Annotated in this window: 20 protein-coding genes and 1 pseudogene; 13 read left to right on the top strand and 8 right to left on the bottom strand. The window is 65.5% G+C overall.

Features of this window, described 5'->3' with window-relative positions; genetic code table 11:
• Positions 1-56: 56 nt before the first annotated feature.
• Positions 57-2,720, top strand: a complete 2,664-nt coding sequence (locus ACYVKM_RS01030; RefSeq protein ID WP_460875129.1) for a M16 family metallopeptidase — start codon at positions 57-59, stop codon at positions 2,718-2,720.
• A gap of 96 nt (positions 2,721-2,816) precedes the next feature.
• On the opposite strand, the gene ACYVKM_RS01025 is transcribed toward ACYVKM_RS01030, so the two are convergent.
• Positions 2,817-3,284, bottom strand: coding sequence for a Dps family protein (locus ACYVKM_RS01025; RefSeq protein WP_460875128.1), 468 nt, complete (start codon positions 3,282-3,284; stop codon positions 2,817-2,819).
• A 105-nt stretch (positions 3,285-3,389) separates the two neighbouring features.
• Between ACYVKM_RS01025 and hrpA the strand changes: the two are divergent.
• Positions 3,390-7,553 (top strand): annotated as a pseudogene (gene hrpA, locus ACYVKM_RS01020) (ATP-dependent RNA helicase HrpA).
• Here hrpA and ACYVKM_RS01015 read toward each other — a convergent pair.
• Positions 7,545-7,742 carry a hypothetical protein gene (locus ACYVKM_RS01015; protein ID WP_460875127.1) on the bottom strand — a complete coding sequence of 66 codons (198 nt, stop codon included), beginning with the start codon at positions 7,740-7,742 and terminating at the stop codon, positions 7,545-7,547. The pseudogene hrpA and the gene ACYVKM_RS01015 overlap by 9 nt on opposite strands.
• Positions 7,743-7,753: 11 nt before the next feature.
• A complete protein-coding gene (locus ACYVKM_RS01010; protein WP_460875126.1) occupies positions 7,754-8,233 on the bottom strand; it encodes a hypothetical protein in 480 nt (159 codons plus the stop codon).
• 151 nt (positions 8,234-8,384) lie between these two features.
• Between ACYVKM_RS01010 and ACYVKM_RS01005 the strand changes: the two genes are divergently transcribed.
• From ACYVKM_RS01005 to ACYVKM_RS00985, 5 genes are all read left to right on the top strand, one after another.
• Positions 8,385-10,505, top strand: coding sequence for a RelA/SpoT family protein (locus tag ACYVKM_RS01005; RefSeq protein ID WP_460875125.1), 2,121 nt, complete (start codon positions 8,385-8,387; stop codon positions 10,503-10,505).
• Between the two features lie 156 nt (positions 10,506-10,661).
• The gene (locus ACYVKM_RS01000) at positions 10,662-12,359 is read left to right on the top strand and encodes a hypothetical protein (protein ID WP_460875124.1); all 1,698 of its coding nucleotides are present in this window, start codon (positions 10,662-10,664) and stop codon (positions 12,357-12,359) included.
• A 7-nt stretch (positions 12,360-12,366) separates the two neighbouring features.
• Complete coding sequence (locus ACYVKM_RS00995) at positions 12,367-13,206, top strand: SDR family oxidoreductase (RefSeq protein ID WP_460875123.1); 840 nt, start codon at positions 12,367-12,369, stop codon at positions 13,204-13,206.
• Positions 13,207-13,317: 111 nt separating this feature from the next.
• Positions 13,318-15,663 carry a penicillin-binding protein 1B gene (gene mrcB / locus ACYVKM_RS00990; RefSeq protein ID WP_460875122.1) on the top strand — a complete coding sequence of 782 codons (2,346 nt, stop codon included), beginning with the start codon at positions 13,318-13,320 and terminating at the stop codon, positions 15,661-15,663.
• Between the two features lie 2 nt (positions 15,664-15,665).
• On the top strand, positions 15,666-16,199 hold the full coding sequence (locus tag ACYVKM_RS00985) for a tetratricopeptide repeat protein (protein WP_460875121.1): 534 nt from the start codon (positions 15,666-15,668) through the stop codon (positions 16,197-16,199).
• 142 nt (positions 16,200-16,341) lie between these two features.
• On the opposite strand, the gene ACYVKM_RS00980 is transcribed toward ACYVKM_RS00985, so the two are convergent.
• Both ACYVKM_RS00980 and ACYVKM_RS00975 read right to left on the bottom strand, forming a co-directional pair.
• Positions 16,342-16,731, bottom strand: a complete 390-nt coding sequence (locus ACYVKM_RS00980) for an MAPEG family protein (protein WP_460875120.1) — start codon at positions 16,729-16,731, stop codon at positions 16,342-16,344.
• A 114-nt stretch (positions 16,732-16,845) separates the two neighbouring features.
• Complete coding sequence (locus ACYVKM_RS00975) at positions 16,846-17,394, bottom strand: redoxin domain-containing protein (RefSeq protein WP_460875119.1); 549 nt, start codon at positions 17,392-17,394, stop codon at positions 16,846-16,848.
• A gap of 115 nt (positions 17,395-17,509) precedes the next feature.
• On the opposite strand from ACYVKM_RS00975, the gene ACYVKM_RS00970 reads away from it, so the two are divergent.
• Both ACYVKM_RS00970 and ACYVKM_RS00965 read left to right on the top strand, forming a co-directional pair.
• Positions 17,510-19,468, top strand: a complete 1,959-nt coding sequence (locus ACYVKM_RS00970) for an ATP-dependent DNA helicase (RefSeq protein WP_460875118.1) — start codon at positions 17,510-17,512, stop codon at positions 19,466-19,468.
• An 11-nt stretch (positions 19,469-19,479) separates the two neighbouring features.
• Positions 19,480-19,848: a VOC family protein gene (locus ACYVKM_RS00965; RefSeq protein WP_460875117.1), complete on the top strand. Its 369-nt coding sequence runs from the start codon at positions 19,480-19,482 to the stop codon at positions 19,846-19,848.
• 4 nt (positions 19,849-19,852) lie between these two features.
• On the opposite strand, the gene lepB is transcribed toward ACYVKM_RS00965, so the two are convergent.
• On the bottom strand, positions 19,853-20,527 hold the full coding sequence (gene lepB / locus ACYVKM_RS00960) for a signal peptidase I (protein WP_460875116.1): 675 nt from the start codon (positions 20,525-20,527) through the stop codon (positions 19,853-19,855).
• 176 nt (positions 20,528-20,703) lie between these two features.
• Here lepB and creD point away from each other — a divergent pair, with 176 nt between their 5' ends.
• Positions 20,704-22,053, top strand: a complete 1,350-nt coding sequence (creD, locus tag ACYVKM_RS00955; protein ID WP_460875115.1) for a cell envelope integrity protein CreD — start codon at positions 20,704-20,706, stop codon at positions 22,051-22,053.
• Positions 22,050-22,742, top strand: coding sequence for a tRNA (adenosine(37)-N6)-threonylcarbamoyltransferase complex dimerization subunit type 1 TsaB (tsaB, locus tag ACYVKM_RS00950; protein WP_460875114.1), 693 nt, complete (start codon positions 22,050-22,052; stop codon positions 22,740-22,742). The genes creD and tsaB overlap by 4 nt, the downstream gene beginning before the upstream one ends.
• An 89-nt stretch (positions 22,743-22,831) precedes the next feature.
• Here tsaB and ACYVKM_RS00945 read toward each other — a convergent pair whose 3' ends face one another.
• The gene (locus ACYVKM_RS00945; RefSeq protein WP_460875113.1) at positions 22,832-23,446 is read right to left on the bottom strand and encodes a TetR/AcrR family transcriptional regulator; all 615 of its coding nucleotides are present in this window, start codon (positions 23,444-23,446) and stop codon (positions 22,832-22,834) included.
• A gap of 97 nt (positions 23,447-23,543) precedes the next feature.
• On the opposite strand from ACYVKM_RS00945, the gene ACYVKM_RS00940 reads away from it, so the two are divergent.
• Positions 23,544-24,548 carry a saccharopine dehydrogenase family protein gene (locus ACYVKM_RS00940; protein WP_460875112.1) on the top strand — a complete coding sequence of 335 codons (1,005 nt, stop codon included), beginning with the start codon at positions 23,544-23,546 and terminating at the stop codon, positions 24,546-24,548.
• A 52-nt stretch (positions 24,549-24,600) separates the two neighbouring features.
• Positions 24,601-25,365 carry an isocitrate lyase/PEP mutase family protein gene (locus ACYVKM_RS00935; RefSeq protein WP_460875111.1) on the top strand — a complete coding sequence of 255 codons (765 nt, stop codon included), beginning with the start codon at positions 24,601-24,603 and terminating at the stop codon, positions 25,363-25,365.
• Between the two features lie 174 nt (positions 25,366-25,539).
• Here the strand turns inward: ACYVKM_RS00935 and ACYVKM_RS00930 are convergent, their stop codons facing one another.
• Positions 25,540-26,481, bottom strand: a complete 942-nt coding sequence (locus ACYVKM_RS00930; RefSeq protein WP_460875110.1) for an ornithine cyclodeaminase family protein — start codon at positions 26,479-26,481, stop codon at positions 25,540-25,542.
• Positions 26,482-26,641 lie beyond the last annotated feature (160 nt).

Here is a 26,641-nt window from a genome sequence, read left to right as displayed (position 1 = left end):
TTGTCCGCCGGTTGGGTGGATGCTGAAAACCTTGTCGTCAACCAAGAGGGTGTCGAGTGAACAAACCTGTGAGGTATCTGGCTGCTGCGATCGCGGTGGCGTTGGCCGGGGCGGCCGGGGCGAGAACGGGCGATGCGGATGTCACCCGCGCCACTCTCGACAACGGTTTGCGCGTGGTGATCGTGCGCGACGCACTGGCGCCGGTGGTCACCACCGAGATGAATTACCTGGTTGGCTCGGACGAGGTACCGGACGGGTTCCCCGGTAGCGCGCATGCGCTGGAGCACATGATGTTCCGCGGCAGCCCGGGGCTGAGCAAGGACCAGTTGGCGGCGATCGCTGCGAACATGGGGGGCGCGTTCAACGCCGACACCACGCAGGGCGTGACCCAGTACTATTTCGAGGCGCCGGCGCAGGATCTGGATGTGGCCCTGCATACCGAGGCCCTGCGCATGCGCGGACTGGACATCGCCGACGCCGAATGGGCGAAGGAGCGCGGGGCGATCGAGCAGGAAGTGTCGCGCGACCTGTCCAGCCCGGATTTCAAGTTCTACTCGCAATTGCTGGCGCAGCTGTTCGCCGGCACGCCGTACGCACATACGCCGCTGGGTACGCGCGAGTCGTTCGACAAGACCACGGCGGCCATGTTGCGCCAGTTCCACGAGAGCTGGTACGCACCGAACAACGCGATCCTGGTGATTGCCGGCGATGTCGATCCGGTCGCCACGCTGGCCCGGGTGAAGCTGCAGTTCGGCGACATTCCGCGCCGGCAACTGCCGGCGCGGCCCGTGTTCGACTTCACTCCGGTGCAGGCGAAAACCGTGCAACTGCCCACCGACAGTCCTTACGGTTCGGTCTACCTCGGCTACCGCATGCCCGGCATGCAGGACAAGGACTATGCCACCGCACTGGTGCTGAGTTCGGCGCTGGATTCGCAGCGTGCGGCCCTGTTCGGCATGGGTATGGATGGCACCGCCCTGTTCGGCGGCTTCATGGGGGAGTTCATGCCGAAGGCGGGTGGCGCCGTGGCCATGGGCATTTTCCCGCGGGGTGGCAATCCGCAGCCGGTGCTGGCGAAGATGCAGTCCATCCTCGCCGAGGCTGCCACCAAAGGTGTCGACCCGGCGCTGGTCGAGGCGGCCAAGCGCAAGGCGATCGCCGGGCTGGAATTCAAGAAGAATTCGGTGGAAGGCCTCGCCAATGCGTGGTCGGAGGCGCTGGCTTTCCAGGATCTGGACTCGCCCGATGCGATGAAGCAGGCGATCGAAGCGGTGACGCCGGCGGCGGTGAATGCACTGGCCAGGCGCACGTTCGATCCGGCGCACGTGGTGACCGCGATCCTCACCCCGGAAAGCTCGGGCAAGCCGGCTGACGGCAAGGGCTTCGGCGGGGCCGAGAGCTTCGCGTCCAGTCCGGACAAGCCGGTGGTCCTGCCGGACTGGGCGGCGCAGGCGTTCGCCAAACTGGAACTGCCACGCTCCACCTTGCATCCAGTGTCCTACACCCTGGCCAACGGCCTGCGCCTGATCGTGCAGCCGGAGACGATCAGCGACACCGTGCAGGTCTATGGACAGATCCGCACCAATCAGGATCTGCAGGCCGCGAAAGGCGAGGACGGCGTCGAGGATGTGCTCGGTGGTTTGTTCAATTTCGGCAGCACCCACCTGGACCGGCTGCAGTTCCAGCAGGCGCTGGACGAGATCAGCGCGCATGAAAGCGCCGGTTCGCGCTTCTCGCTGGCAGTACCGGCTGCCCATTTTGCCGACGGCATGAAGCTGCTGGCCGACAACGAACTGCATCCGGCGCTGCCTGCACAGGCGTTCGCGGTGGTGCAGCAGCAACTGGCCGGCTTCACGGCCGGTCAGTTGCAGTCCCCGGATTTCCTGACCGAGCTCGGTCTGCTCAAGGCCCTGCTGCCGGCGAATGACCTGCAGTTGCGCCACGCCACTCCGCAGAGCATTGGCGGCCTGACCCTGGACAAGGTCAAGGAGTACTACGCCAGGACCTTCCGTCCCGACATGACCTCGATCGTCATCGTCGGCAAGGTCGATCCGGCGCAGGCCAGGCAGGTGGTCGAGCAGACTTTCGGCAACTGGAAGGCCGGTGGCGCCAAGCCTGAGGTCGACTATGTCGCGGTGCCCCCGAACCGGCCGGGCAAGCTGCGGGTGCCGGATAGGAGCGCCGTGCAGGACAGCGTGCAGATGGCACAGACCATCGACGTCACCCGCGATGATCCCGTGCGATATGCGCTCAACCTCGGCAACGAAGTGCTCGGCGGCGGCTTCTACGCCTCGCGGCTGTACCGCGACCTGCGCGACAAGCGCGGGCTGGTCTACAACGTGGACACCGGCTTCGACCTGGACAAGCACCGCAGCACCTACAAGGTGTCGTTCGGCAGTGACCCGGACAAGGTGGCGGCGGCCAGCGCGATCGTGGTGCAGGATCTGAGGCAGATGCAGACCGAGCCGGTTTCGGCCGATGATCTCAAGCGCGCCAAGGGCATCCTGTTGCGGCAGATCCCGTTGGGCGAGTCGAGCTTCGGTGCGATCGGCAACCAGTTGCTGACCCTGTCGATCGAAGGTCGTCCGCTGGACGCGATGACCATCGCCGGCCAGCACTATTTGCAACTGACGGCACCGGAAGTGCAGCAGGCGTATGCGAAGCACATCCGCCCGGACGGGTTTGTCACGGCAGTGAAGGGCCCGGCGCCGAAGAGGTAAGCCGTTCTGCGTGGCTTGTTCAATCCGGCATGACCGATGAAGAAACGGCGCTGCTTGATAGGCGGTGCCGTTTCTTCACGCAGGCCGCTGACTTGCTTACTTCAGCAGCGAACGCAGCATCCAGGCCGTCTTCTCATGTTCCTTCAGGCGGCCGGTGACCAGGTCGGCCGTGCCCTCGTCGCCGGCAGAGTCCGCGGCCTTGATTGTCTCGCGTGCCATATGCGCGGCGATCTCGTGTCCCTCGACCAGCTGGCCGACCATGTCTTTCCACTCCGGCACACCGGATTCCTCCCTGATCGAGGTGAGCTTGCCGAACTGGCTGTAGGAACCCGGCGCGAACACGTCCAGCGTGCGGATGCGCTCGGCCACTTCGTCGGCGGCCAGCCACAGCTCGTTGTACTGGGTCTCGAACATGGCGTGCAGGCTGTTGAACTGCGGCCCGGTGATGTTCCAGTGGAAGCTGTGCGTCTTCAGGTACAGCGAATAGGTGTCCGCAAGCAGCCTGGACAGGTGTTTGGCGACTGCTTCGCGATCCTTCCTGGCGATACCGATGTTCATGGCCATGCGCTTGCTCCTTACCCTTGAGTGGAAACCTGTCAGTGACAGTAGCCGCTTGTCCGATTGGGGTGAAATGAATGCTTTCGATATCGACGATAGCCAGCGGCTATCATGTGCAGTCCCATGAATGACTCCACCCCGCCGGTATCTCCCGTTTCTTCAGACACCCGCCTGCGCACCTTGCGCAAGGCACTCGATGGCGTGTGCAGCCGCGACTTCGGCCGGCTGCTGGGCCGCTGGCGCGGACTGTCGCGCAAGCCGGGGACGGGCAGGCTCGATGCACTGGCTGCCGATATCGAACGCTCCGCCGCGAAGCGTGCCGCACGCAAGGCGTCCAAGCCGGCGATCCGGCTGGACGAATCGCTGCCGATCACCGCGCGCGCCGACGACATCGTCGAGCTGATCCGCAGGCACCAGGTGGTGGTGATCGCCGGCGAGACCGGTTCGGGCAAGACCACCCAGCTGCCGAAGCTGTGCCTCGCCGCCGGTCGCGGCGAGGCCGGCATGATCGGTTGTACCCAGCCGCGCAGGCTGGCCGCGCGCTCGGTGGCGCGTCGCGTGGCCGAGGAACTCGCTGCCCCGCTGGGCGAACAGGTGGGTTTCCAGGTGCGCTTCAACGACCAGGTGTCCGAACGCAGCCTGATCAAGTTCATGACCGATGGCATCCTCCTTGCCGAGACGCAGGGCGATCCGTGGCTGAGTGCCTATGACACCATCATCATCGACGAGGCGCACGAGCGCAGCCTCAACATCGACTTCCTGCTCGGTTATCTGAAGCGGCTGGCGGTGAAACGGCCGGAGCTGAAGATCATCGTCACCTCGGCGACGATCGACACCGCACGCTTCGCCGAGCATTTCGACGGCGCGCCCGTGGTGGAAGTGGAAGGGCGCGCGTATCCGGTCGAGCTGCGCTGGCGCTCGCTGGACGAGATCGCAGCCCGGCAGGGGCGCAGCAAGGACATGCAGCAGGGCAGCGCCGAACATGTCGCCGCCGTGCTCGATGAAATCAGCCACGATGACCCGCGTGGCGATGTATTGATCTTCCTGCCCGGCGAGCGCGAGATCCGCGACGCGCATCTGCTGCTGTCGCGGCGGCAATACCGCGAGACCGAGGTCATGCCGCTGTATGCGCGGCTGTCCGCCGGCGATCAGGACCGCGTGTTCAAGCCGGGTATCAAGCGCCGCGTGGTGCTGGCGACGAATGTGGCCGAGACGTCGCTGACCGTGCCGCGCATCCGCTACGTGATCGATACCGGCACCGCGCGGGTGAAGCGCTACAGCCAGCGCAGCCAGCTCGAGCGGCTGCATGTGGAGCCGGTGTCGCAGGCGGCGGCCGACCAACGCAAGGGGCGCTGCGGACGTGTCGGGCCGGGCATCTGTTACCGCCTGTACGACGAAGCCGATTACGCCAGTCGTGCCGCGTTCACCGATCCGGAGCTGCTGCGTTCGTCGCTGGCCAACGTGATCCTGCGCATGCTGGCGCTGCAACTGGGCGAGGTGGATGATTTTCCGTTCCTCGAGGCACCGGACCCGCGCGTGGTGGCGGACGGCTATCGCCGCCTCGCGGAAATTTCGGCGATCGACGACGCACGCAAGCTCACGGCGATCGGTCGCACGCTGGCAAGGCTGCCGATCGATGTGCAGCTGGCGCGCATGCTGGTGGAAGGCGAGAAGCTGCATTCGCTGCGCGAACTGCTCACCATCGTGTCCTTCCTCAGCATCCAGGATCCGCGCGAGCGTCCCTCCGATGCGCGCCAGCAGGCCGATGCCGCGCATGCCGCGTTCGCCGATCCGAAATCCGATTTCATCGGCGTGCTGAACTTGTGGAAGGCCTATCACGATGCGCACGAGGAACTGACCCAGTCGAAATTGCGCGACTGGTGCTCGCGGCATTTCCTCAGCTTCATGCGCATGCGCGAATGGCGCGAGCTGCACCGGCAGTTGCTGCTGGTGGTGCAGGAGCTGGGCTGGAAGCAGGATGGCGGGGCGCATCCAGAACCGCCTGCAGCGCAGCCTGCGCGTTCTGCTTCGCCCCCTGCGACCGAAGGAAGGCGCAGGGGGCAAATCGGCAGGGGCGAGGCTCTCAAGGCCAAGAGCATCCTTCCCGAGTCTTCCTCCCGGATCAAGCCGGGAACAGGCTCTGCAGGCGGAGGGGAAAGCCGGGACAGCGACTTGGCTGATCGCCTGTATGAGTCGGTACATCGTTCTCTGCTCGCCGGCCTGCCCACCCAGGTCGGCCGCAAGGACGAGAAGGGCATCTACCAGAGCACCCGCGAGCGCAAGTTTCAGGCATTCCCCGGCTCGGCCTTGTCCAAGGTGCCACCGAACTGGATCTTCTCCGCGCAGATCCTCGATGTCGGTGGACGCGTGTGGGGCATGGCGAATGCACGGGTCGAGCCGCTGTGGATCGAGCAGCAGGCGGCGCATCTGCTGCGCATGAATTGCCGCGACGCGCATTGGTCGAGGAAGCGCGGCTGCGTGGTGGCCTACGAGCAGGTCAGCCTGTTCGGCCTCGTGCTGGTGGAGAAACGGCCGGTGACGTTCCAGGCGCAGGATCCGGTACTGGCGCACGCGATCTTCCTGCGCGAGGCGCTGGTGCGTGGCGACCTCGACGGCGCCGACCATGGAAGGTCAAGTGCTGCGGGCGCAGGACGCGCTGGAGCAGCCGCGGATTTCATTCGTGCCAACCAGCGCGTGCTGGAAGAGGCGCTGGGCATCGAGGCGAAGCAGCGCCGCGAAGGGTTGATCCGCCACGAGGATGAGCTGGTCGCGTTCTTCGAGGGCAAGCTGCCTGAAGAGATCGCCAGCAGTCGCGCACTGGATGCGTGGTATCGCAAGGCGCGCCCGGCGGAGCAGGCGGCGTTGCGCTGGTCGCTGGGCGACGTGATGGCCGGTAGTGCCGGGCTGGATGCGAAAGCTTTCCCGGCGGCGCTGGATATAGGGTCACAACACTACAAGCTTGAATATCGCTTTGTGCCCGGTGACGAGGCTGATGGTGTCACCCTGCACCTGCCGCTGGCGATGTTGAATGCACTGCCGACGGCGCGCTGCGAATGGCTGGTACCCGGGCTGCTCGGCGAAAAGGTGGCCGAACTGATCCGCGGACTGCCGAAAGCGCTGCGTCGCAACTTCGTGCCGGCACCGGATTTCGCACGCGCCTTCGTCGAGGCGGAATCGCCGCGCGACGAGTCCCTGGCCAGGGCCCTGGCGGCTTTCCTGAAACGCGCCACCGGTGTCGAGGTGAGTGCCACCGAGTTTGCCGGTGTCGACCTGCCGGCGCACTTCCGCATGCGCTACCGCCTGCATGACGGCGATACGTCATCGAAGCCGGGCAGGCCGCTGGCCAGCGGCCGCGACCTTGCCGCGTTGCGCGCGCAGTGGGAGGGGCAGGCGCGCGAGGCGTTCTCGCGCAAGACCGATATCGAATTGACCCGCGAGGATGTCGCCAGCTGGGATTTCGAGGAGATTCCTGCACAGGTCCGCTCCGACGGTGGTCTGCTGGCCTTCCCTGCGCTGGTCGATCTGGGCGAGGCGGTGGCCTTGCGCGTGTTCGAACGTGTCGACGAGGCACGTGCGGCGCACCAGCAGGGTGTGGTTCGCCTGCTGCGCAACGCGCTGGCCAGCGATGTGAAGCAGGCGCGTCGACGCTTGCCGATCGCCAATCCGTTGTCGCTGAAGTACGCGCCGCTGGGCAGCGTCGATGGGCTGCGCGAGGATCTGGTCGAAGGTGGTTTCGTCGACCTGCTGGAACGCCACGATCTGGACGTTCGCACGGCAGGTGCGTTCGAGACATTGCGCGTGCAGGCGTCACGCGAGCTGTTTACCGCCGCGGTGGAGCGGCTGAAGCTGGCCGAGCCGATCATCGAGGCGCAGGCCGAGCTGAAACCCTGGCTGCAGCCGCCGCTGCTGGGCTTCGCCCGCGCCAGCTACGACGACCTGTGCGAACAGCTCGATGCGCTGCTCACACCGGGGTTCCTGCGCGAACTGCCACTGCCGCGGCTGGTGCAGTTCCCGCGCTATCTGAAGGCCATGCGCCTGCGCGGTGAACGGCTGCGCCAGGATCCGGCGAAGGACCAGCAGCGCATGCTGCAGGTGATGCCGTACTGGCGTGCGTATCTGCAGCACCGCGCCGCCGGCACGGCGGCGGACCTGGCCGAGTTGCGCTGGCTGATCGAGGAATGGCGCGTGTCGCTGTTCGCGCAGGAACTGAAGACCGCCGAGCCGGTATCGGCGAAGCGGTTGGCCAAGGCGTTGGAGACGCTCGGCTCAGCGTGATTTGTGCTTGCGGCGCTGGACCAGCGCCGCCACCAGCATGCCGAAGGCGGCACCGAGTCCCGGGTGCCGTTGCCCGAAATCCGTCAACGATGGCGCGCCAGCGCCGCTCCACAGCATGACGAGCCATACGCCCAGCAGGGTCAAGCCCGCAGCCAGCAGCGCGACGAGCAGGGATTGCAGCCATCGCACGGGTGGCTTCGTCAGCGCACCCGCTCGACGTGCACGTCGCCATTGCAGCCGTCGACGTACATCAGCCAGCTGCTCATCAGCGACGGTTTGACCTTGACCACCGGATTGTCCGAGCTCATGCAGGAAGGCGCGTCCGAGCTGGCCTGCTGCCATACCTGGCCGTTGTCCAGGGTGAGCTGGTCGTTGCCATGCCAGCCGCCGAAATGGCCCACGATGTGCGCGTTGATCTTGCTGCGCGAGGCTTTGTCGGCATAGAACACCGGTTTGCCACTGGCATCGACCACCTTGGTGGTGACCTTGCCGTGCGTGCTCAGCCAGCTGTCGAGATTGGCCAGCTCCTGCGGTGACAGCTTGTCCAGTCCGGCGGCCTTGAACTCGGCGCTGCTCATGCGCTGCTGCAGGCCGGCAGCCTGCTGGGCGTGCACGGGCAGGCAGCACAACGGCAGCGTCAGCAACATGGACAGGATCAGGTGACGTGGGCGGATCGGCATGGGTGAATCCTCTGGGTACGATGGATCGCGGAACGATTAAGGATGGACGATTCTGCGCGGTAAACCGCCTCCAGGCCAAGCACCGCATGCATGGCGGTCGCCGGCATGCGGCTGCGGCTACCATAGCGAGCAGTACCGGACACCCTGCCTCATGGCCCGAACCGTCAAATCCTCCAGCCTGTTGCAGTGGCGCGATCGTGCCGGCAGCTTGCCGCCGTTGCTGGCCGAAGCGCTCCAGGCCTGCGCCATGCAGCCGGTGCCCGAGGCCGAATGCTGCGATGTGCTGGACCTGCTCGGCATGCTGGGCTGCGATGCACAGACCCAGGCGGCGGCGTTGTGGTTCGAGCTGGCGCGGATGGATCCGGCACTGTGGACGGCACGGGCGAGCGGATTGCCGATAGAGCTGCAGCGGCTGGTCGTTGGCCAGCAGGCTGCCGAGCAGGTATGGGCGTTGCATGCGCAGCGGTCACCGGAGGGCGGTTCGGAAGGGTTGCGCCGGCTGCTGCTGGCGATCGTGCGCGATCTGCGCGTGGTATTCGTGCTGTTGGCGCGGCAGCTGGCGCGGATGCGTGCGGCGGCAGCGTTGCCGGCGGAGCAGGGCGCCGCACTGGCGCGACTGACGCGCGACATCCATGCGCCGCTGGCGAATCGCCTCGGCATCTGGCAGTTGAAATGGGAGCTGGAGGATCTGGCCTTCCGTTTCCTGCAGCCGGAGGTCTACCAGCGCATCGCCAAACTGCTCGACGAACGCCGTGCCGACCGCGAAGGCTTCATCCGCGATGCGCTGGCCGAGTTGCAGCAGGCGCTTGTGGCGGCCGGCATCCGTGCCGACCTGGCCGGCCGGCCGAAACACATCTACTCGATCTGGAAGAAGATGCAGCGCAAGGCGCTGGAGTTCTCCGACCTGTACGACATCCGCGCCGTGCGCGTGCTGGTCGACAACGTCACCGACTGCTACGCCGCGCTGGGCGTGGTGCATGCGCGTTGGCCGCATTTGCCGGGTGAGTTCGACGACTACATCGCGCGGCCCAAGAGCAACGGTTACCAGTCGCTGCATACCGCCGTGCTGGGCCCGGCCGGGCGCACGCTGGAAGTGCAGATCCGCACCCACGAGATGCATCGTGCCAACGAGCTTGGTGTGGCCGCACACTGGCGCTACAAGGAAGGTGGCAGCGCCGATGCCGAATTCGAGGCGAAGATCGCCTGGATGCGCAAGCTGCTGGAGCCGCGTGGCGAGGACGATAGCGCGCTGGCGGCCGACCTCCACACCGAACTGCTGGAAGATCGCGTCTACCTGCTGACGCCCAAGGGCGAAGTGTTCGATCTGGCGCGTGGCGCGACCGTGCTGGACTTTGCCTATCTGGTGCATACGGAGGTCGGTCATCGCTGCCGCGGCGCCAAGGTCAACGGCCGCATCGTGCCGCTGACGTTCCAGCCGCAGAGCGGCGATCGCGTGGAAATCCTCACCGCCAAGGTGGCCGAACCCAGCCGCGACTGGCTGTCACCGCATCACGGCTACCTCAATACATCGCGGGCGAAGGACAAGGTGCGTGCATGGTTCCACCGGATTGCCCACGACACCAACCTCGCGGTCGGCCGCGGCATGTTCGAGCGCGAGATGAAAAGGCTGGCGCTGTCGACCGCGGATGCAGCAAGGCTGCCGGCGCATTTCCATCTCAAGAGCCACGACGACTTGCTGATCGCGCTGGCACTGGGCGAGATCACGCCGGGCCAGATCGCCCGCGTGCTGCAGGAGGCCGCGCAGCCGGCGGTACCGCTGACGGCGCCGGTCAGCGCGCGGGCGAACGCGCCCGATCATGGCGCGCTCAGCATCGAGGGCATCGGCAATCTGCTGACCACGCTGGCGCGCTGCTGCCAGCCGCTGCCCGGCGATGCCGTGCGGGGTTTCATCACCCGTGGCCGTGGCGTGTCGGTGCATCGCACCGACTGCGGCAGCCTGGCACGACTGGCGCGGCGCGATCCGGACCGGGTGATCGAGGTCAGCTGGGGGCGCGCCGCGAGCCAGGCCTACGAGGTCGACATCGAGCTGCGTGGCTACGACCGCAAGGGTTTGCAGAAGGACGTTACCGGCGTCATCAGCAATGCCGGCACCCATATCATCGCCTCGTCCAGCCGGCTGATCACCCATACCGGCGAGGTGGAGATGCGTTTCACCCTGCGTGTGCGCGATTTCGACCAGTTGTCGACCCTGCTCGGCAAGCTGCTGGCGCTGCCGAACGTGGTCGACGTGCGACGGGTAGGCACCGGCTGAACTAGCGGACGCCTCCGCGGGTCTCAGTGCGCATGGCCCGGATACCCGGATTCGCCGAGGCGTGCGCGTCGCAAGCTGAACGCCTGTTGCGGCGGCGCGAAGCGCGTCGACAGCCCGATGCTAAGCTGCGTGCAGTTGCTTCAACAGACATGGATCATGAGCGGACGCCGAGACCAGCACGACGCGGATGCGCCCCGTCGCACCGAACCTACCCTGGGTGATCTGGATCACCTGGATGCGCCACGCGTGCCATCCGGTGACGGTCTGCCACAAGTGAAGGTCGAGCCACGCCAGTCCTCCGCACGAACGACACGCTCGCCGCGGCGTGGTGGTCGACGTGGCTGGCTGGTGCCGCTGCTGCTTTTGCTGGTGATCGGGCTGGTCACCGCGTTGTGGATCAATCAGAGCCGCTTGCGCGGGATGCTGCCGCGCACCGATTTCAACAACGTGCTGGGGCAGGCGCAGCAGGCCTTGCAAGCCGGTCGTCTGGACGGCCAGGACGGTACCAGCGCGCGCGAACTGTTCCAGGCTGCACTGGCGCTTGAACCGGACAACGATCGTGCACGCGCAGGTTTGCGCCAGGTGGGTCAGGCCGAATTGTCGCAGGCCGATGCCGCACTGCAGGCGGGCCAGTTGAGCCAGGCAACGCAGCAGGCGGCGGTGGCCCGCGAGCTGCTCGGTGGCGGCAGCGACATCGATCGGCTTGACCAGTCGATTGCCAGCGCACGCGGCGCACAGGTAAAGACGGTCGATCTGGTCGATCGTGCCCAGCAGGCGCTGGCTGCCGGCCAGCTGGACGGTCCGCAGGGTGCCGGTGCGCTGTATCGGCAGGTATTGCAGACCGATCCTGGCAACGCCGTGGCGGCGCATGGACTGGATCAGGTGGGCGATGCGCTGGCAGTGCAGGCGCGCAAGGCATTCGATGCGAATGACAGCGCCCGAGCCAACGCCAGCATCGATCAACTCGCGGCGCTGCAGCCGAACAACGGTGCGCTTCCGGCGCTGCGTGCACTACAGGCACAGGTACACCAGCAAGACAGCAGTGCGCTGGATGCCGCCCTCAAGCAGGGTCAGGACGCGTTGCGCGCTGGTCGCATCGGTGGCACCGGCGACGATACCGCGCTGGCCCATTTCAAGGCGGCGCTCGCGCTTGATCCGGACAACGCGCAGGCCAAAGGTGGCCTCGGTGATGTGGCGGAAGCCCTGACCGTTCAGGCGAGCGCCGCGATTGATGCCGGCGACACGGCCCAGGCCGGCAAGCTGCTCGATCAGGCCGCTGCGCTGGCGCCGAAGTCGGCAGACCTCGCGGCGGTGCGGGCGCATCTGGCCAGCGCAGTGCAAGCGCACGGCACCACGGCAACACCCTCGGATGACGATGGTGCCGCCGCACCCGTGCCGGCGACGCTGTCGCCGCAGCAAAGTGCGGCGGTGGCGCAGCTGGTGCAGCGTGCACAGGTGGCTACCCGCAACGGCAACATCATGATGCCGCCAGGCGACAGCGCGTATGACCTGTATCGCAGCGCGCTGGCGATCGACGGCAACAATGCGGCTGCGCTGCAGGGCTTGCAGGCACTGCCGGGCCAGGTCGAGCAGCAGTTCAATCAGGATCTGGCCAACGGCCAGCTGAAGCAGGCCGGCGACATGCTGGCAAACCTCTCCGATCTGGCGCCGGGCGATGCCGCACAGGGTGCGCTCAGCAACCGGCTGGCATCGGCCTGGCTTGATCAGGCCGAACAGCAGCTGACGAATGGTGATCGGGCAGGGGCCATGCAGTCGCTGGACCGCGCGCGCAAGCTGGCACCGAATCATCCGCGCGTGCTGGATCTCAGCGCGCGGCTGCAAGCCAGCCAATGAGTGCGGCATGACAGTACTGGTTCTCGGCGGCAGCAGTCAGATCGGCCATTTCCTGTTGCCCCGCCTGCTGGCCGGTGGCGAGCAGGTGCTGGCGCTGAGCCGGCGTCCGCGACCGGCACAAGCTGGCGTGAACTGGCTGCAGGGTGCGCTGCCCGATATCGTGCCGGTGCTGCCACCGTTGTCGGCGATCATCAGCTTTGGCCCGCTGTGGGCGCTGGCGGAATGGTTGTCGCAGGCTCCGCTGAGCGATGCGCCGCGCGTGATCGCCACCAGTTCGATGAGTGCCGAGACCAAGCGCGACTCCAGCGTGCCGGCCGAGCGCAACATCTCGCGCCAGCTGCGCGACGGCGAGGCGGCGCTGGCCGCAGCCTGCGCCCGTCACGGCTGCGACTGGACCGTGCTGCGACCGACCCTGGTCTATGGCGCCGGACTGGACAAGAGCCTGACTCCGATTGCCCGCCGCGCGATGCGCCTGAGGCTGTTTCCGCTGCCGGCGGGCCGTGGCCTGCGCCAGCCGGTGCATGCGGACGACATCGCGCAGGCCGTGCTGGCCGCGCTGGAGTGTCCGGCGGCGGCCGGACGCATCCTGCCGATCGGCGGCGGCGAGCGTCTGCCGGCTGCGGAAATGTTTGCGCGGGTGCGCCGTAGCCTGCCGCGGGCCACCGTGCCGTTGCCGTTGCCGGCATGGCTGTTGCGGCTGGGACAGCATGCCTTGCCGCCGTTGCGGGGCCCGCTGAACCGGCTGGACACCGACCTGGTCGCGGACAACGATGAATTGCGCCGGCTACTGGGCATCAGTCCGCGGCCATTCCGGCCCGAATCGTCGATGTGGATGTCGCCAGCGTAGAGCAACCCGTCACCTTGCCCTTGTTTTGCCCCGAAACCGGCCGCGGCGTTCATTTGCGCGCCGGGGTGCAGGCCCTATGATCGACTCACTTTGCCGTCGGATTCCCCCACGTTGGATCTATTGACCCGTACACGTTCGCTCGCTCGCGCCAGTTGGCCCTGGTTGCGCATCCCGTTCTGGATCGGCACCGGCCTGTTGTTCGGCTTCGTGCTGCCTTATACGCTGGTGCTGAACAAGCGCGTGCAGGATCGCTTCAACGATCTGGTGTTCGCCGTGCCCACCCGCGTCTATGCACGGCCGTTGCCGTTGGGCGCCGATACGCCGATGACACCGGCTGCGCTGGAACTGGAACTGACCTTCGCCGGCTACAGTGAGGATGGCCACGGCCAGGTAGCGGGCAGCTGGATGAAGCAGGGCACGCGCTACACGATTTCCTCGCGCGGTTACGCCGGCCCGGATGGCGGCGAACTGCCGAAGCGCATCCGCGTCACCCTGGGCAAGGGGGAAGTGCAGTCGGTGCAGGATGTCGCCACGGGCAAGAGCATCGAGCTGACTCACCTCGATCCGGCACGCATCGCCACGCTGTACGGTGCCAAACAGGAGGAACGCCGCTTCGTGCGCCTGGCCGATGTGCCGCCGCTGCTGGTCACCGGCCTGCAGGCTGTCGAGGATCGTGATTTCAAGCACCACATCGGCGTCGACTTCGGTGCGATCCTGCGCGCCGCGTTCGCCAACCTGCGCGCCGGGCATACCGTGCAGGGCGGTTCCACGCTGACCCAGCAGCTGGTGCGCAACCTGTTCCTGAGCCGCGACCAGAACTTCACGCGCAAGATCAACGAAGCGTTGATGTCGATGCTGCTGGAGGCACATTACGGCAAGGATCGGATTCTCGAGGCCTATGTCAACGACGTATTCCTAGGCCAACAGGGCGATCAGGCCGTGCACGGGTTTGCCGCGGCGTCGGAGTTCTACTTCGGCCGCCAGCTGGAGGATCTGCGGCCGCAGGAGGTCGCCCTGCTGGTCGGCATGGTGAAGGGGCCGAGCTATTACGATCCACGCCGCGCGCCGGCGCGTGCGCTGGCCCGGCGCAACCTGGTGCTCCAGGAGTTCGCCAATACGGGCCTGCTTACCGCCGCGCAGGTCAACGCCGCGCAGGCCTCGCCGCTGGATATCGTCAGCAACGGCCAATTGCCGCACAACCGCTTCCCCGCGTTCATGCAATTGGTGCGTACGCAGATCACCGCCGATTTCGACGACGAAACCCTGAGCCAGGGCAATCTGTCGGTCTTCACCACGCTCGATCCGGCCGCCCAGTTGTACACCGAGCAGGCGATCACCGGCGCGATGAAGGCGCTGGGCAAGCGCGCCGATACGCTGCAGGCGGCGGCGGTGGTAACCGATGCGCCGACCGGCAGCGTACTGGCCGTGGTTGGCAGCAAGATTCCGGGCGACCAGGGCTTCAACCGTGCGCTGGATGCGCGTCGCCCGATCGGTTCGACGATCAAGCCATTCGTCTACCTGGTGGCGCTGACCCAGCCCGGGCGCTGGAACCTGGCCAGCCTGCTCGACGACAGCCCGATCAGCATGCGCCAGTCCGATGGCAGCATGTGGACGCCGCAGAACGACGACAACCAGAGCCACGGCCAGGTGCCGATGGTCGAAGCGCTGGAACAGTCGTGGAATCTGGCCAGCATTCGTCTCGGTCTGGCCGTGGGCCTGCCGCGGATCAAGTCGTTCCTCGAATCGTTCGGCCTCAGCAACGTCAATCCCGGCCCGTCGTTGCTGATCGGTGCGCTGGATCTGGCTCCGCTGCAACTGACCCAGCTGTACCAGTACCTGGCCGCCGACGGCCATGCGCTGCCGCTGGTGGCGGTGCGCGGCGTGGTCGACGGCAATGGGCGAACCATCAAGCGTTATCAGGTGCAGGGCGGCAACGGCGAATACCAGGACGCGGTGCACCTGACGACCTGGGCGATGCAGCAGGTGGCGTTGAACGGCACCGCAAGCGCCATCGGCAATTCCGGGCTGGCGTGGCTGCATGCCGCGGGCAAGACCGGCACCAGCAACGACACCCGCGACAGCTGGTTTGCCGGCTTCACCGGCGAGCATCTGGCGGTGTTCTGGATGGGGCGCGACGACAACAAGTCGACTGGCCTGTTCGGCGCCACCGGCGCCTTGCGCGCATGGCGCGAACTGTTCGCGAAACTGCCCACGCGGCCATTGTCCGCCGTACCCGCCGCCGGGCTGGAAATGGCCTGGATCAACCCGGCCGACGGCAAGCGCACCGAGCCGCAGTGCGAAGGTGCGCGGCAGGTGCCGGTGATTGCCGGGACGCTGTCCAGCGATAGCGAGGGCTGCTTCTGGCAGGGTGTGCAAAGCCTGTTCGGCGGCGGCAACCATCCGGCGTCCGCCGCCAGCACGGTGCCTGCCGCAACCGATACCCCCATCCGGAACTGATCATGTTGCACTCGTTCAAGCGCCCCTCGCTGTCCCTCGTCCTGTTGTCCCTCATCCTGCTGGGCGGCTGCAGCCTGTTCGAGCGAGCACCGGCACCGGTCAAGCCGACGGTGGTGCCGGACCATGACATGATCGGCGCGATACGTGCGGCCGGTGATCGCGAAAAATCCGTCATCGATGTCAACCCGTTGCGCGATCCCGGTGTCACCGCCTTGCAGGAGGTCGCGAAGAATGACGAGCAGGCTGGCCGTTACGCCGATGCCGCGGCCAAGCTCGATCAGGCGATCAAGCTCAGTCCGGATTCGCCCGACCTGCTGCAGGATCGCGCCGAGATCGCGGTGCGCCTGAAGGACTACGTCACGGCCGAAAAGCTCGCCCATCAATCGTGGTCGCTCGGGCCCAAGCTGGGCCCGCTATGTGCGCGCAACTGGCAGACCATCGTGGAAATGCGCCTGCAGGCCGGAGATGAAGCGGGTGCCGACACTGCGCGCAAGTGGGTGCAGCAATGTCACAAGGCGGGGATTTCACGCTATTGAACTGACATCTCAGTCAGCAGAAAACTCGAAGGAACCTCGAAAGGTCCGCTTTTTTGCCGTCATTCCCGCTTGACCAGCCATTCGGCCGTCGAAAGCCGCGGAAATGACGGCACCGAGGGGCGAAGCTCCCGCAAATGAGCTTTCAGAACAGCGCGGTCAGCAACAGCACGATGCCGACGATGCTCACCGCCCAGATCAGCGTGCGCAGATAGGGAATGCCGGCGGCATAGACTGGCAAATGGGCCAGTCGTGCCCAGAAGTAGAGCTGCGCACCCAGTACGGTCAGGTTGTCGTGACGCTGCAGCAGATGGGCAGTCAGCACGACGGCGACGAACAGCGGAAAAGTTTCCAGGAAATTCGCGCGGGCGCGGTCGAGGCGGCCACCGATGCCGCTGAGCGGCGGCTTGACCTCGTCGCGTGCGCTGGCGGCCCATCCCAGCCCGCGCTGGCCGACCGAGCAGGCGGCGGCCAGTGCGATCTGCACCAGTCCCAGTACGACACTCCACATCAGCATGCACAGCTCGGTCGTCATGATGCGCTCTCCCGTGATGGTGACGGCATGGTGGACCTTCGCGGTTGTCCTCGCCAGTGGACATGTCGCGTCATCGGCACGCCGCCGCCGATGTGACCGGCACGAGGCGATGGATCATGCTGCGCGCCTGATCAGTCCGCGTGCGAGAAACAGTTCGATGCGTTCGATCGGAATGCGGTCGCCGGCGTCGCTGCCGTAGTAGGCCTCCACGATACGGCCGTGTTCGTCGATCAGGAAATCAGCGGGCATCAGGTTGCCGGTGTTCAGGCCGGCGAGGCCGACCAGGCGCAGGCCCCTGATCAGAGTTGGAATGCGCAGCACGATGGCCTTCAGCTTGCGCCACAGCGAACGCTCGATGCCGTAGATCTCATGCGCGGTCGAGGCAGGGTCGGCCGCGATACTGAAAGGGCGCGGACGGCGCCCGGCGAAGCGCAGTACTTCGGCTTGCGAGGCGCTGAACACGGCGACGATGTCCAGGCCGAGCGCAGACAACGCCGGGTAATGGTTGGTCAGCTCGTAGATACGGAAATTGCAGAACGGGCATGCGGCATCGCGGAAGAACGAAAGCAGGGTACGGCGACCGTTGCCGCCGATCACGATGGGCTGCCCGCGAATATCGAGCAGATCGAGCGCGGGCGCCATCGAGGGGGCGAATAGTCTCATGTCGATTCTCCTTTGGTGGATCGGACGGTGACACTGTCCAGTAGATGTGCCTGCACCGTCCGCGGTTCCCGCCAGCACGGTTTGCCGCGCCGGTCCACTCGGCCATACTTGATGGATGACTGATTTCGATGACATCGGGTCCGATGATGTCGGCGCCCTGCTCGGTGCCGATGGCCCGTTTGCGCGTGAGCTGCCGAACTTCGCGCCGCGGCTGGCGCAGCAGGTAATGGCGCGGGCGGTGCAACAGGCGATCACCGGACGCGACACGCTGATCGCCGAGGCGGGCACCGGCACCGGCAAGACTTACGCCTACCTGGTGCCGGCGCTGTTGTCGGGCGAGCGAGTGATCATCTCCACCGGCACCAAGGCGTTGCAGGACCAGCTGTATTTCCGCGACCTGCCCAAGGTGCGTTCGGTGCTTGGCGCGCGGCTGAAGACGGCCTTGCTGAAGGGACGCGCGAATTACCTCTGCCTGCACCGGCTCGATCAGACCGTGCGCGAGGGTGCCACGTTCGAGCGCACGCAGGCCGCGCAGCTGGCGACGATCCGTGCCTGGTCGGCACGCACGCGACGTGGCGACCGGATGGAACTGGCCGAGGTGCCGGAGGAATCGCCGCTGTGGCCACGCGTCACCTCTACACCGGAAAATTGCCTAGGCGTGGAGTGCCCGTTCTTCGATGACTGCCATGTGGTGAAGGCGCGTCGCGAGGCGCTGGAGGCCGATGTGGTGGTGGTCAACCACCATCTGCTGTTTGCCGACCTGGCACTGAAGCAGGAAGGCTTCGGCGAAATTCTTCCAGGTGCGGCGGCCTTCATCCTTGACGAGGCACACCAGATTCCCGAGCTGGCCGGGCAGTTCTTCTCGCAAAGCGTCAGCGCACGCCAGCTGAGCGAGCTGGCTCAGGATGCATTGACCGAATGCAACGGCGTCACCGGTGCGATCGGTCTGCTGCTGGAGCCGGTCGAAGCGCTGCAGGATGCACTGCGCAAGCTGCGGCTGGCGATGGATGCGTTGCCGGCGCGCGGTGCGTTTCAGCCACTGGAGGATCGCGCCGACGTGCGCGAAGGGTTGCACGACCTGCGCGAGTTGCTGGCCACGCTGGCCGAACTGCTCGCCTCGCAGGCCGAGCGCTCGCGCGGCTTCACCAACCTGCACGAACGCGCTGCGTTGTTCACCGAGCGGCTGGAGCGCATCGTCGAGTCGCACGGCGATCGTGACGTGCGCTGGTACGAAACCTTCCCGCGCGGCTTCGCGCTGTACGCCACACCGCTGGATCTGGCGGTGCCGATGCGCGGCCTGCGCGAGCGCACCCATGCGGCGTGGATCCACACCTCGGCGACGCTGTCGGTGGCCAGCAACTTCGACCATTTCGCGCGCCAGCTCGGACTGGATGATCCGCAGACGCTGAGCCTGGAGAGCCCGTTCGACTACGCACGGCAGGCACTGTGCTATCTGCCGTCCGGTCTGCCCGATCCGAATGCACGTGATTACACCGAGCAAGTGATCGAGACCGTGCTGCCGGTGCTGCATGCCTCGAACGGCCGCGCGTTCCTGTTGTTCACCTCGCATCGCGCGCTGCGCCGTGCGGCCGAGCTGCTGCAGGACAAGGTGCCGTGGCCGCTGTTCGTGCAAGGCACCGCGCCGCGACCGCGTCTCCTGGAGGAATTCCGCGCCAGCGGCCACGGCGTGTTGCTGGGTGCGGCGAGCTTCTGGGAAGGCGTCGACGTGGTCGGCGAGGCATTGAGCGTGGTGGTGATCGATAAGCTGCCGTTCGCTGCGCCGGACGATCCCGTGCTGATGGCACGGCTGGAGGCACTGGAACAATCCGGCATCAACCCGTTCATGGGCTGGCAGGTACCCAGTGCGGTGATCGCCCTGAAGCAGGGCGCTGGTCGGCTGATCCGCGACGTGCATGATCGCGGCGTGCTGGTGCTGTGCGATCCGCGGCTGACCACCAAGGGTTATGGCAAGCTGTTCCTGGCCAGCCTGCCGCCGATGCCGCGTACGCGCGAACTGGCGGATGTGCAGACATTCTTTGATGATGCGAAGACCGCGGCAGCAGCTACGGGTTGAGGAGGCGGGACATGGCAAGGGCAATCGGACTTGGCGGGATCTTCTTCAAGTCGCGCGACCCGGCAGCACTCAGTGCCTGGTACGCGAAGCATCTGGGCCTGCCTCTCGAAGACTGGGGCGGCGTGCGCTTCGACGAGGACGCTGAGCGTCCCGGCTGCACGTTATGGGCACCGTTCGCCGCCGACAGCGGTTACTTCGCGCCGAGCACGCAGCCATACATGATCAATTTCCGGGTGGACGATCTCGATGTGCTGCTGGCGCAACTGCGTGCCGCCGGCGTCACGGTGGACGAACGCACGGACACCAACGAACTGGGCCGCTTCGGCTGGATCATGGATCCGGAAGGCACGCGGATCGAGCTGTGGCAGCCACCGGCCTGAAACGTCAGTCGAGCGCCGTGCCGAAGCGATGGTCGCGCGGCAGGTAGTGATGCTGCGGATCCAGTGACGCGACCACGTAGCGCGAGCGCCCGATGATCTCGTTGCGCGGGAAGAAGCCGAAGTAGCGCGAATCCATGCTGTTGTCGCGATCGTCGCCGAGCAGCAGATACTGTCCTTTGGGTACTTTCACCGGCCCGAAGTTGCTGGCTGGACTGGGCCAGTTCACCGACAGCCGTATCGCGTGGCGAATGTCGCCGTAGTGCTCGATTTCGTAATGTGCCGGATTCTGCAGGTCGTCGTGGATGCCGCTGTAGTTGCCCGGGGCATAGCTGGCCGCGCGGCCGTTGATGGTGAGCACATTGCCGCGCATCGCCACTTCGTCGCCAGGCAGGCCGATCACCCGTTTCACCAGCCGCTCGTGGGCAGCGTGCGAATCCAGTACCACGATGTCGCCGCGCTGCGGGTCGGCCAGGTGCACGAGCGAGACGTGGGTGAATGGCAGACGCACGTCATAGGCCAGCTTGTCGACGAGAATGCGGTCGCCGATCCTGATGGTGGGCTGCATCGAGCCGGTCGGCACCACGTTCCAGTCGGCCACCGCGCTGCGGAACACGATCATGCACAGCATGAAGGTGATGAAGCCCTTGTTGCGGGCCAGAAACTTCGCGATCGTGTGCATGGCGTTCCCCTGTCCGGGCCGATTGGTTTGCCTGTCCTGGCAGTGACCGCGGCGGCGGCGCGAAGTTTCGCGGTCATCCGCCAGCCATCTTGCGGCCAGCAGGCAGGCCGCGCTTGCCCGCGTTGCCGCCGTTGCGAGTGGTGTAGTCGACGCTCCATTCCGGGGAGGGCGGTGCGATGGGCTCATGGACACAGACGGTGACGGCCAAGGTGCTGGGTATCGGCGTACTGGCGCTGCTGATGACGATACCGCTGATGCAGGTGAGCGGGTTGGTCAGTGAACGCCAGCAACTGCGCGAGACAGCAATTGCGCAGATCGCGCAGGGCTGGGGTGGCCAGCAGGTACTCGGCGGTCCAGTGCTGACGGTACCGACGATCCGCCAACTGGCCGTGGCCGCGAATCAGCCGCCACAAGTGCAAGTCGGCAGCGAGAGCATGCTGGCGGACGAGCTGAAGATCGACGTGGCAATGGCCGTGCAGACCCGAAGCTACGGCATCTACACCGCGCCGGTGTTCGTTTCCACGGTGAAGCTCGGTGCGCAGTTCCGTCCGCAGGGCCTGGCCCAGTTTCGCCACGCCAGCAACGCGCAATGGCAGGGCGGCAAGGCCGAGTTGCGGCTGCCGATCGGCGACCTGCGCGGCCTGCAGGAAGTGAGCGAGTTGCGCATCAACGGCAAGCCGGTGCGCTTCGATTCGTCGGCCGATCGCCTGGGGCCATGGCCGAACGTGGTGGTGCCGCTGGATCTGGATGCGCTTGCCGATCAGCCGATCGATGTCGAGATCAGCCTCCGGCTGGCCGGCACCGAATCGATGCAACTGCTGCCGCTGGCGCGCAACACCGATGTGACGATGCACGCGCCATGGGGCGACCCCAGCTTCATCGGTGCGGCCTTGCCGCTGGAGCGTCAGCTCGATGCGAAAGGCTTCAGCGCGCACTGGCACATGCTCGACCTCAACCGCAACTACGGCCAGCACTGGGCCGATGCCGGCGACGGCATGGACAAGGCGCTGCAGGCGTCGGCATTTGGCGTACAGCTGTACCAGCCGGTCGACGTGTATCAGCGCAACGTGCGCGCGGGCAAGTACGGGCTGCTGTTCATCGCGATGACCTTCGTGGCGTTCTTCCTGTTCGAGATACTCAAGCGGTTGCGCGTGCATCCGGTGCAATACCTGCTGGTGGGCGCGGCGCTGGCCACGTTCTACGTGGTGCTGCTGGCGCTGTCCGAGCAGATCGGCTTCGGCCCGGCGTATGCGCTGGCGGCCGCGGCGGTGGCCGTGCTGGTCGGCGGCTACGCGATGGCGGTGCTGCACGCACGACGTGCCGGGCTGCTGCTGGGCGGCGTGCTGGGGCTGATCTACGCGATGCTGTATGCGCTGATCGCAGCCGAACAGTACGCACTGCTGATTGGCGCCTTGGTGCTGCTGACGATGGTCGGATTGATGATGTACCTGACCCGCCGCATCGACTGGTATGCGTACGTGCCCACGTCGACCGAGCCGCCAGCCGCTATCATGGAGCGATCATGAACCTGCTCGCGATCGAAACCGCCACCGAAGCCTGCTCCGTCGCCCTGATCCACGGCGACGAACTGATCGCGCGCAGCGAGATCGCGCCGCGCCGGCATACCGAGCTGGTGCTGCCGATGGCCGACGATCTGCTGGCCGAAGCCGGCATCGGTCGCCACGCGCTGGACGCGATCGCGGTAGGTCGCGGCCCCGGCGCGTTCACCGGCGTGCGCCTCGGTGTGTCGCTGGCGCAGGGCATGGCGCTGGCGCTGGACCTGCCGGTGATCACCATCTCCTCGCTGGCGGCGCTGGCGCTGGAAGCGCCAGAGGAAGCAGACACCGCAATCCTCGCCGTGATCGATGCGCGCATGGGCGAGATCTATGCGGCTTGCTACCGCCGCGACGACAATGGTGGACTGATCGTGCTGGACGAGGAGCGCATCTGCACCGCCGACACCTTGCGATTGCCACCGGCCGCTGCATGGCAGGTGGTCGGCAGCGGCTGGGCCACCTATGCCACGGTGTTGTGCGAACGACTCACCGGCACCCTGCATTCGGCCGATGGCATGCGCTACCCGCAGGCAGCGCATGTTGCCGAGCTGGCCATGCGCGAGTTCAGAGCCGGTCGTATGCAAGCGCCCGAGCTGGCGTTGCCGGTCTATCTGCGTGACAAGGTGGCGTTGACGTTGGTGGAGCAGGGGAAGGCTTGAGACCGCCGCCCCAAGGCCGACCTTCGGCTCCGGTGCCGTGAACGCCCGAAGTCCGGAAGCGGCATCCCGTACCGGGTTTCGAGGCAGGCCTACTCAGCTGAGCGAGCGGCCTGAACCAGTGCCTGTGCGGACGTCAGAAGAATCCGGATCGCATCGTCAGTGGCAAGCAGTTCCGAGCTGACGAATGCGCCATTGATCAACAATGCCAGTTGCGCAGCCAGGACGTCCGGGTGTTTCACGTCGAGCCGCCTGGCTATGGTACCCAGGCGTGAGCGGAGTCCATGCATGTGCGCGCGCGCTACCTGTCTTGCCGGATGCTCCTGTTCGGGGAATTCCGCAGCGACATTGATCTGCGGACAACCGCGATAGTTCGAACGCGACAGGCGTTCCCCTATCCAGCGCATATGGGCCGCCAGTTCGCCGGTCGGGTCATTCGCGTGCCTGGCCGCAACCCCATCCCAGGTAGCCCAGAAGTCGACGTCCTCGCGTTCCAGGAACGCGACGACGAGATCGTCTTTCGTGCGGAAGTGTCGATACAGGCTCGTCTTCGCCACGCCTGCCTGCTCAACCACCAGATCGACACCAACGGCGCGGACGCCTTGCCGGTAAAAGAGGGTCGACGCGCATTCCAGAATCCGTTCGCGTACGTCCCCCGGTTCGGGACCGGCGGCTTTTCGGCTTCGAACAGGCAAGGGCGTAGTCATTGCGGGTACCAGGCCAACTTCGGTGTTGACATGGTACAGACCGTTCTGTAGCGTTACAAGAACAGACAGGTCTGTAGCGTCAATCGGGAGACTCAAAATGATCAAGAACAACGCAGCCGTAGCCGTCTATGGCGCCACTGGCCACACCGGATCCTTCGTCGTCGCAGAGCTCCTGCGCCGCGGTTTGCCCGTGATTGCGGTAGGCCGCGATGTATCGAGCGCTCCAGCGGGGGTGACGGCGCGAAGCGCAACCATTGATGATGCGGCAGCCCTGGACCAGGCGTTCGCCGGCTGCGCCGTGGTGATCAATTGCGCCGGTCCTTTCCTGGATACGGCATCACCGATAGTGGAAGCCGCCCTGCGGGCGGGGAGTGCCTATCTGGATGTCACGGCAGAACAAGCCAGCGCGCTCTCGATATTCGAACTGTATGACGAGCGTGCCCGCGCAGCCGGCGTGGCCGTCATCCCCGCAGCCGGTTTTTATGGTGGCCTTGCTGATCTTCTCGCCAGTGCCCTGGTTGGCCATCACCCCGTCGATGACATGACTGTTGCCATCGCACTCGATCATTGGTGGCCGACCAAGGGAACTCGAAAGACCGGCGAGCGCAATCGAGTACCCCGCGTCGTGCTGGAGAACGGCAGTTTGGTACCGATGGCAATCCCGGCGACGAAGAAAGAATGGACTTTCGATTCGCCGCATGGCGTGCAGGAAATGGAAGAAATGCCTTTCAGCGAGATCATCACGATCTCGCGCCATCTGCATGTACGCAACCTGCGTGCCTATCTCAATGCGGCATCCCTCAACGAAATACGCGACGCTGCGACACCCGTGCCGGTGGCCATCGATGCGCGCGGGCGATCCGCACAGACATTCGCCATGGAGGTAGTCGCGCGTGATGGTGCGGGTACGCGCCGCGCCTGCGCGCAGGGACAGGACATCTACGCCGTGACGGCACCACTGGTGGTCGAGGCGGCAACACGCATGCTCCAATCCTCCTTTGATCGGAGCGGTGCGCTCACCTTGGGAGAAGCCTTCGATGCAGAAGACTTCCTTCGTTCCTTCAAGGCCGAACATCTGACGTTCGAGCTTGATGCAGCTTGATGCATCAGGCTCAACCCAATCACACCAGCCCAACCACCTCGGGAGACGTATCGTGCAGCAGAAAGAATCGGCAGAGTTGTTGGCTTCTCTTCATGTAAAAGGTAGCCCCCTCGTCCTCTACAACGCCTGGGATGCCGGCAGCGCCGTGGCCATCCGTGATTCGGGTTCGCCCGTGATCGCGACGAGCAGTTGGGCCGTTGCCGCGGCGCAGGGGTATGGTGATGGCGAGTCGATGCCTTTCGCGTTCGTCGAACAGGTTATCGCCCGCATCGCCGGTGCGGTCGATGCCCCTGTGACCGTGGATGTCGAGGGTGGTTACAGCGATGATCCAGAAGTTTGCGCAGCCAATGTTGCGCGGTTGATGGACCACGGCGTGGTGGGTATCAACTTCGAGGACCGCATCGTGCACGGGACAGGTTTGCATGGCGTCAACGTACAGTGCGCGCGCATCGCAGCGATCCGTTCCATGGCCAACGCGCGTGGCGTACCGCTGTTCATCAATGCCCGGACCGATCTGTTCCTTGGTACCGGGATCAGGCCACCCGAAGGGATGACCGAGGCGAAGGAGCGTGCGGCCGCCTATGCACGTGCGGGTGCCTCCGGATTCTTCGTTCCCGGTCTGGTCGACTTGGATGCCATTCGGGAATTGTGCGACACCACAGACCTGCCCCTGAACGTCATGGCGATGCCAGGGCTTCCTGATGTGCGTGAATTGGCTGATGCGGGCGTCGCCCGCATCAGTCACGGACCGGCCGCCTATCTGCTGGCCATGGAGGCCATACGCCATGCTGCACGGGATGCCCGCGGGGAACGGTAGGCAGCGTGAGCATGGAGCACCGCGTGGTCGAATGGCCACGCGGTTCTTGTGTTGCAGCGAAGAGCGGGCTTCGCGAAGTCATGTCCCCGACTCATCATTGGCGAGCGTCGCGGTGCGGCCCGAAACGGCCCGCACGTCGGCCGTAGCGATGGCTCAAAGAACATGAGGCGGACATTACGGCTTGCTGTAGAGTGCCCATGCGCATGCCAGATCCTGCACTACGTGGCCAAGCGATTTGTAAACCGTAATGTCAGCATCGGACCGGCGGCCCACGATGTCGTCTGTCAGAATTTGACCGATCTCGGCAACGATGTGGTCATCGTCGATTACGCCGGCTTCTTTCGCTCTCAGAAATTCGGCGCCTTGACGGAGCACGCCTTCACGGCTGTCAGCGATAAAGCGCGACCGGGCGACGAGATCCGTATCAACCTCGACAGGTCCGGCCACGCTCGAACCGACCAGATTGATGTGCGTGCCTGGGCGTACCCAGGCTCCTTTCAAGACCGGCTCGCGGGCGCTGGTGACGGTACAGATGATGTCGGCGTCGCTCGCCAGATCTTCTACTTCGGCTGTGCCACTGAAAGGAATGCCAAGCTCGGCGCTCATGCGCTGACAGAATGCCTCAGTGCGTTCCGGGACACGTCCCCACACCCGTACGGATTGAATGCTGCGTACTTTCAGCAGTGCTCTTGCATGGGTTGCAGCCTGTTCGCCATAACCCAGAATCGCCAGACGGCGCGCGTCCGAACGTGCAAGGGCGTCCGTAGCGACCGCACTCGCCGCGGCAGTACGGATGGCCGTAACCTCGCCTGCGTGGACCACGCAGACCGGCTCTCCGGTGCCGGGTTCGAACAGAACTACCAACCCTTGATGAGACTGCCGACCTTTGGCGAAATTCTCCGGATAGACGCTGATCAGTTTTGCTCCGAAGGCCGCGCTTTCGCCCAGGGCACCAGGCATGATTCCAAACATGTGCCCTTGAGCCAGTGGAATGATCGAGCGCAGGAGCTGGCGCGTCTCGCCATTTGAAAAGGCGATCATGGCCTGCCTGATGATCGGGATGCACACGTCGTAGGTCAGGCGTCTCGCTACCTCTTCGCGCTCGATCACTCTCATCGTGCAGCCGCTCCTTGTCCCATTTCAATCAGGTTCAATGCATGGCTGCAGTATCGCGCGGTCAGGTAGCCCTACATACCATCAATATGCACGACCTTGCGCGTTCGCCGGCGGTCGGACAGGTTGTGAAAGATCGCGGTCGCAGCCCATGTGGACGTTC

The sequence above is a fragment of the Rhodanobacter koreensis genome (genome assembly GCF_054782855.1).
Note: the sequence above shows the minus strand (reverse complement) of the source record. Positions and strands in the feature narration are given on the sequence as shown.

Coding starts and splice junctions, on each gene's coding strand:
- ACYVKM_RS01025 (WP_460875128.1), bottom strand. CDS start 3,284: ATGGCCATGAACATCGGTATCGCCAGGAAGGATCGCGAAGCAGTCGCC.
- ACYVKM_RS01010 (WP_460875126.1), bottom strand. CDS start 8,233: ATGCCGATCCGCCCACGTCACCTGATCCTGTCCATGTTGCTGACGCTG.
- ACYVKM_RS01005 (WP_460875125.1), top strand. CDS start 8,385: ATGGCCCGAACCGTCAAATCCTCCAGCCTGTTGCAGTGGCGCGATCGT.
- ACYVKM_RS01000 (WP_460875124.1), top strand. CDS start 10,662: ATGAGCGGACGCCGAGACCAGCACGACGCGGATGCGCCCCGTCGCACC.
- ACYVKM_RS00995 (WP_460875123.1), top strand. CDS start 12,367: ATGACAGTACTGGTTCTCGGCGGCAGCAGTCAGATCGGCCATTTCCTG.
- ACYVKM_RS00985 (WP_460875121.1), top strand. CDS start 15,666: ATGTTGCACTCGTTCAAGCGCCCCTCGCTGTCCCTCGTCCTGTTGTCC.
- ACYVKM_RS00980 (WP_460875120.1), bottom strand. CDS start 16,731: ATGACGACCGAGCTGTGCATGCTGATGTGGAGTGTCGTACTGGGACTG.
- ACYVKM_RS00975 (WP_460875119.1), bottom strand. CDS start 17,394: ATGAGACTATTCGCCCCCTCGATGGCGCCCGCGCTCGATCTGCTCGAT.
- ACYVKM_RS00970 (WP_460875118.1), top strand. CDS start 17,510: ATGACTGATTTCGATGACATCGGGTCCGATGATGTCGGCGCCCTGCTC.
- ACYVKM_RS00965 (WP_460875117.1), top strand. CDS start 19,480: ATGGCAAGGGCAATCGGACTTGGCGGGATCTTCTTCAAGTCGCGCGAC.
- lepB (WP_460875116.1), bottom strand. CDS start 20,527: ATGCACACGATCGCGAAGTTTCTGGCCCGCAACAAGGGCTTCATCACC.
- creD (WP_460875115.1), top strand. CDS start 20,704: ATGGGCTCATGGACACAGACGGTGACGGCCAAGGTGCTGGGTATCGGC.
- tsaB (WP_460875114.1), top strand. CDS start 22,050: ATGAACCTGCTCGCGATCGAAACCGCCACCGAAGCCTGCTCCGTCGCC.
- ACYVKM_RS00945 (WP_460875113.1), bottom strand. CDS start 23,446: ATGACTACGCCCTTGCCTGTTCGAAGCCGAAAAGCCGCCGGTCCCGAA.
- ACYVKM_RS00940 (WP_460875112.1), top strand. CDS start 23,544: ATGATCAAGAACAACGCAGCCGTAGCCGTCTATGGCGCCACTGGCCAC.
- ACYVKM_RS00930 (WP_460875110.1), bottom strand. CDS start 26,481: ATGAGAGTGATCGAGCGCGAAGAGGTAGCGAGACGCCTGACCTACGAC.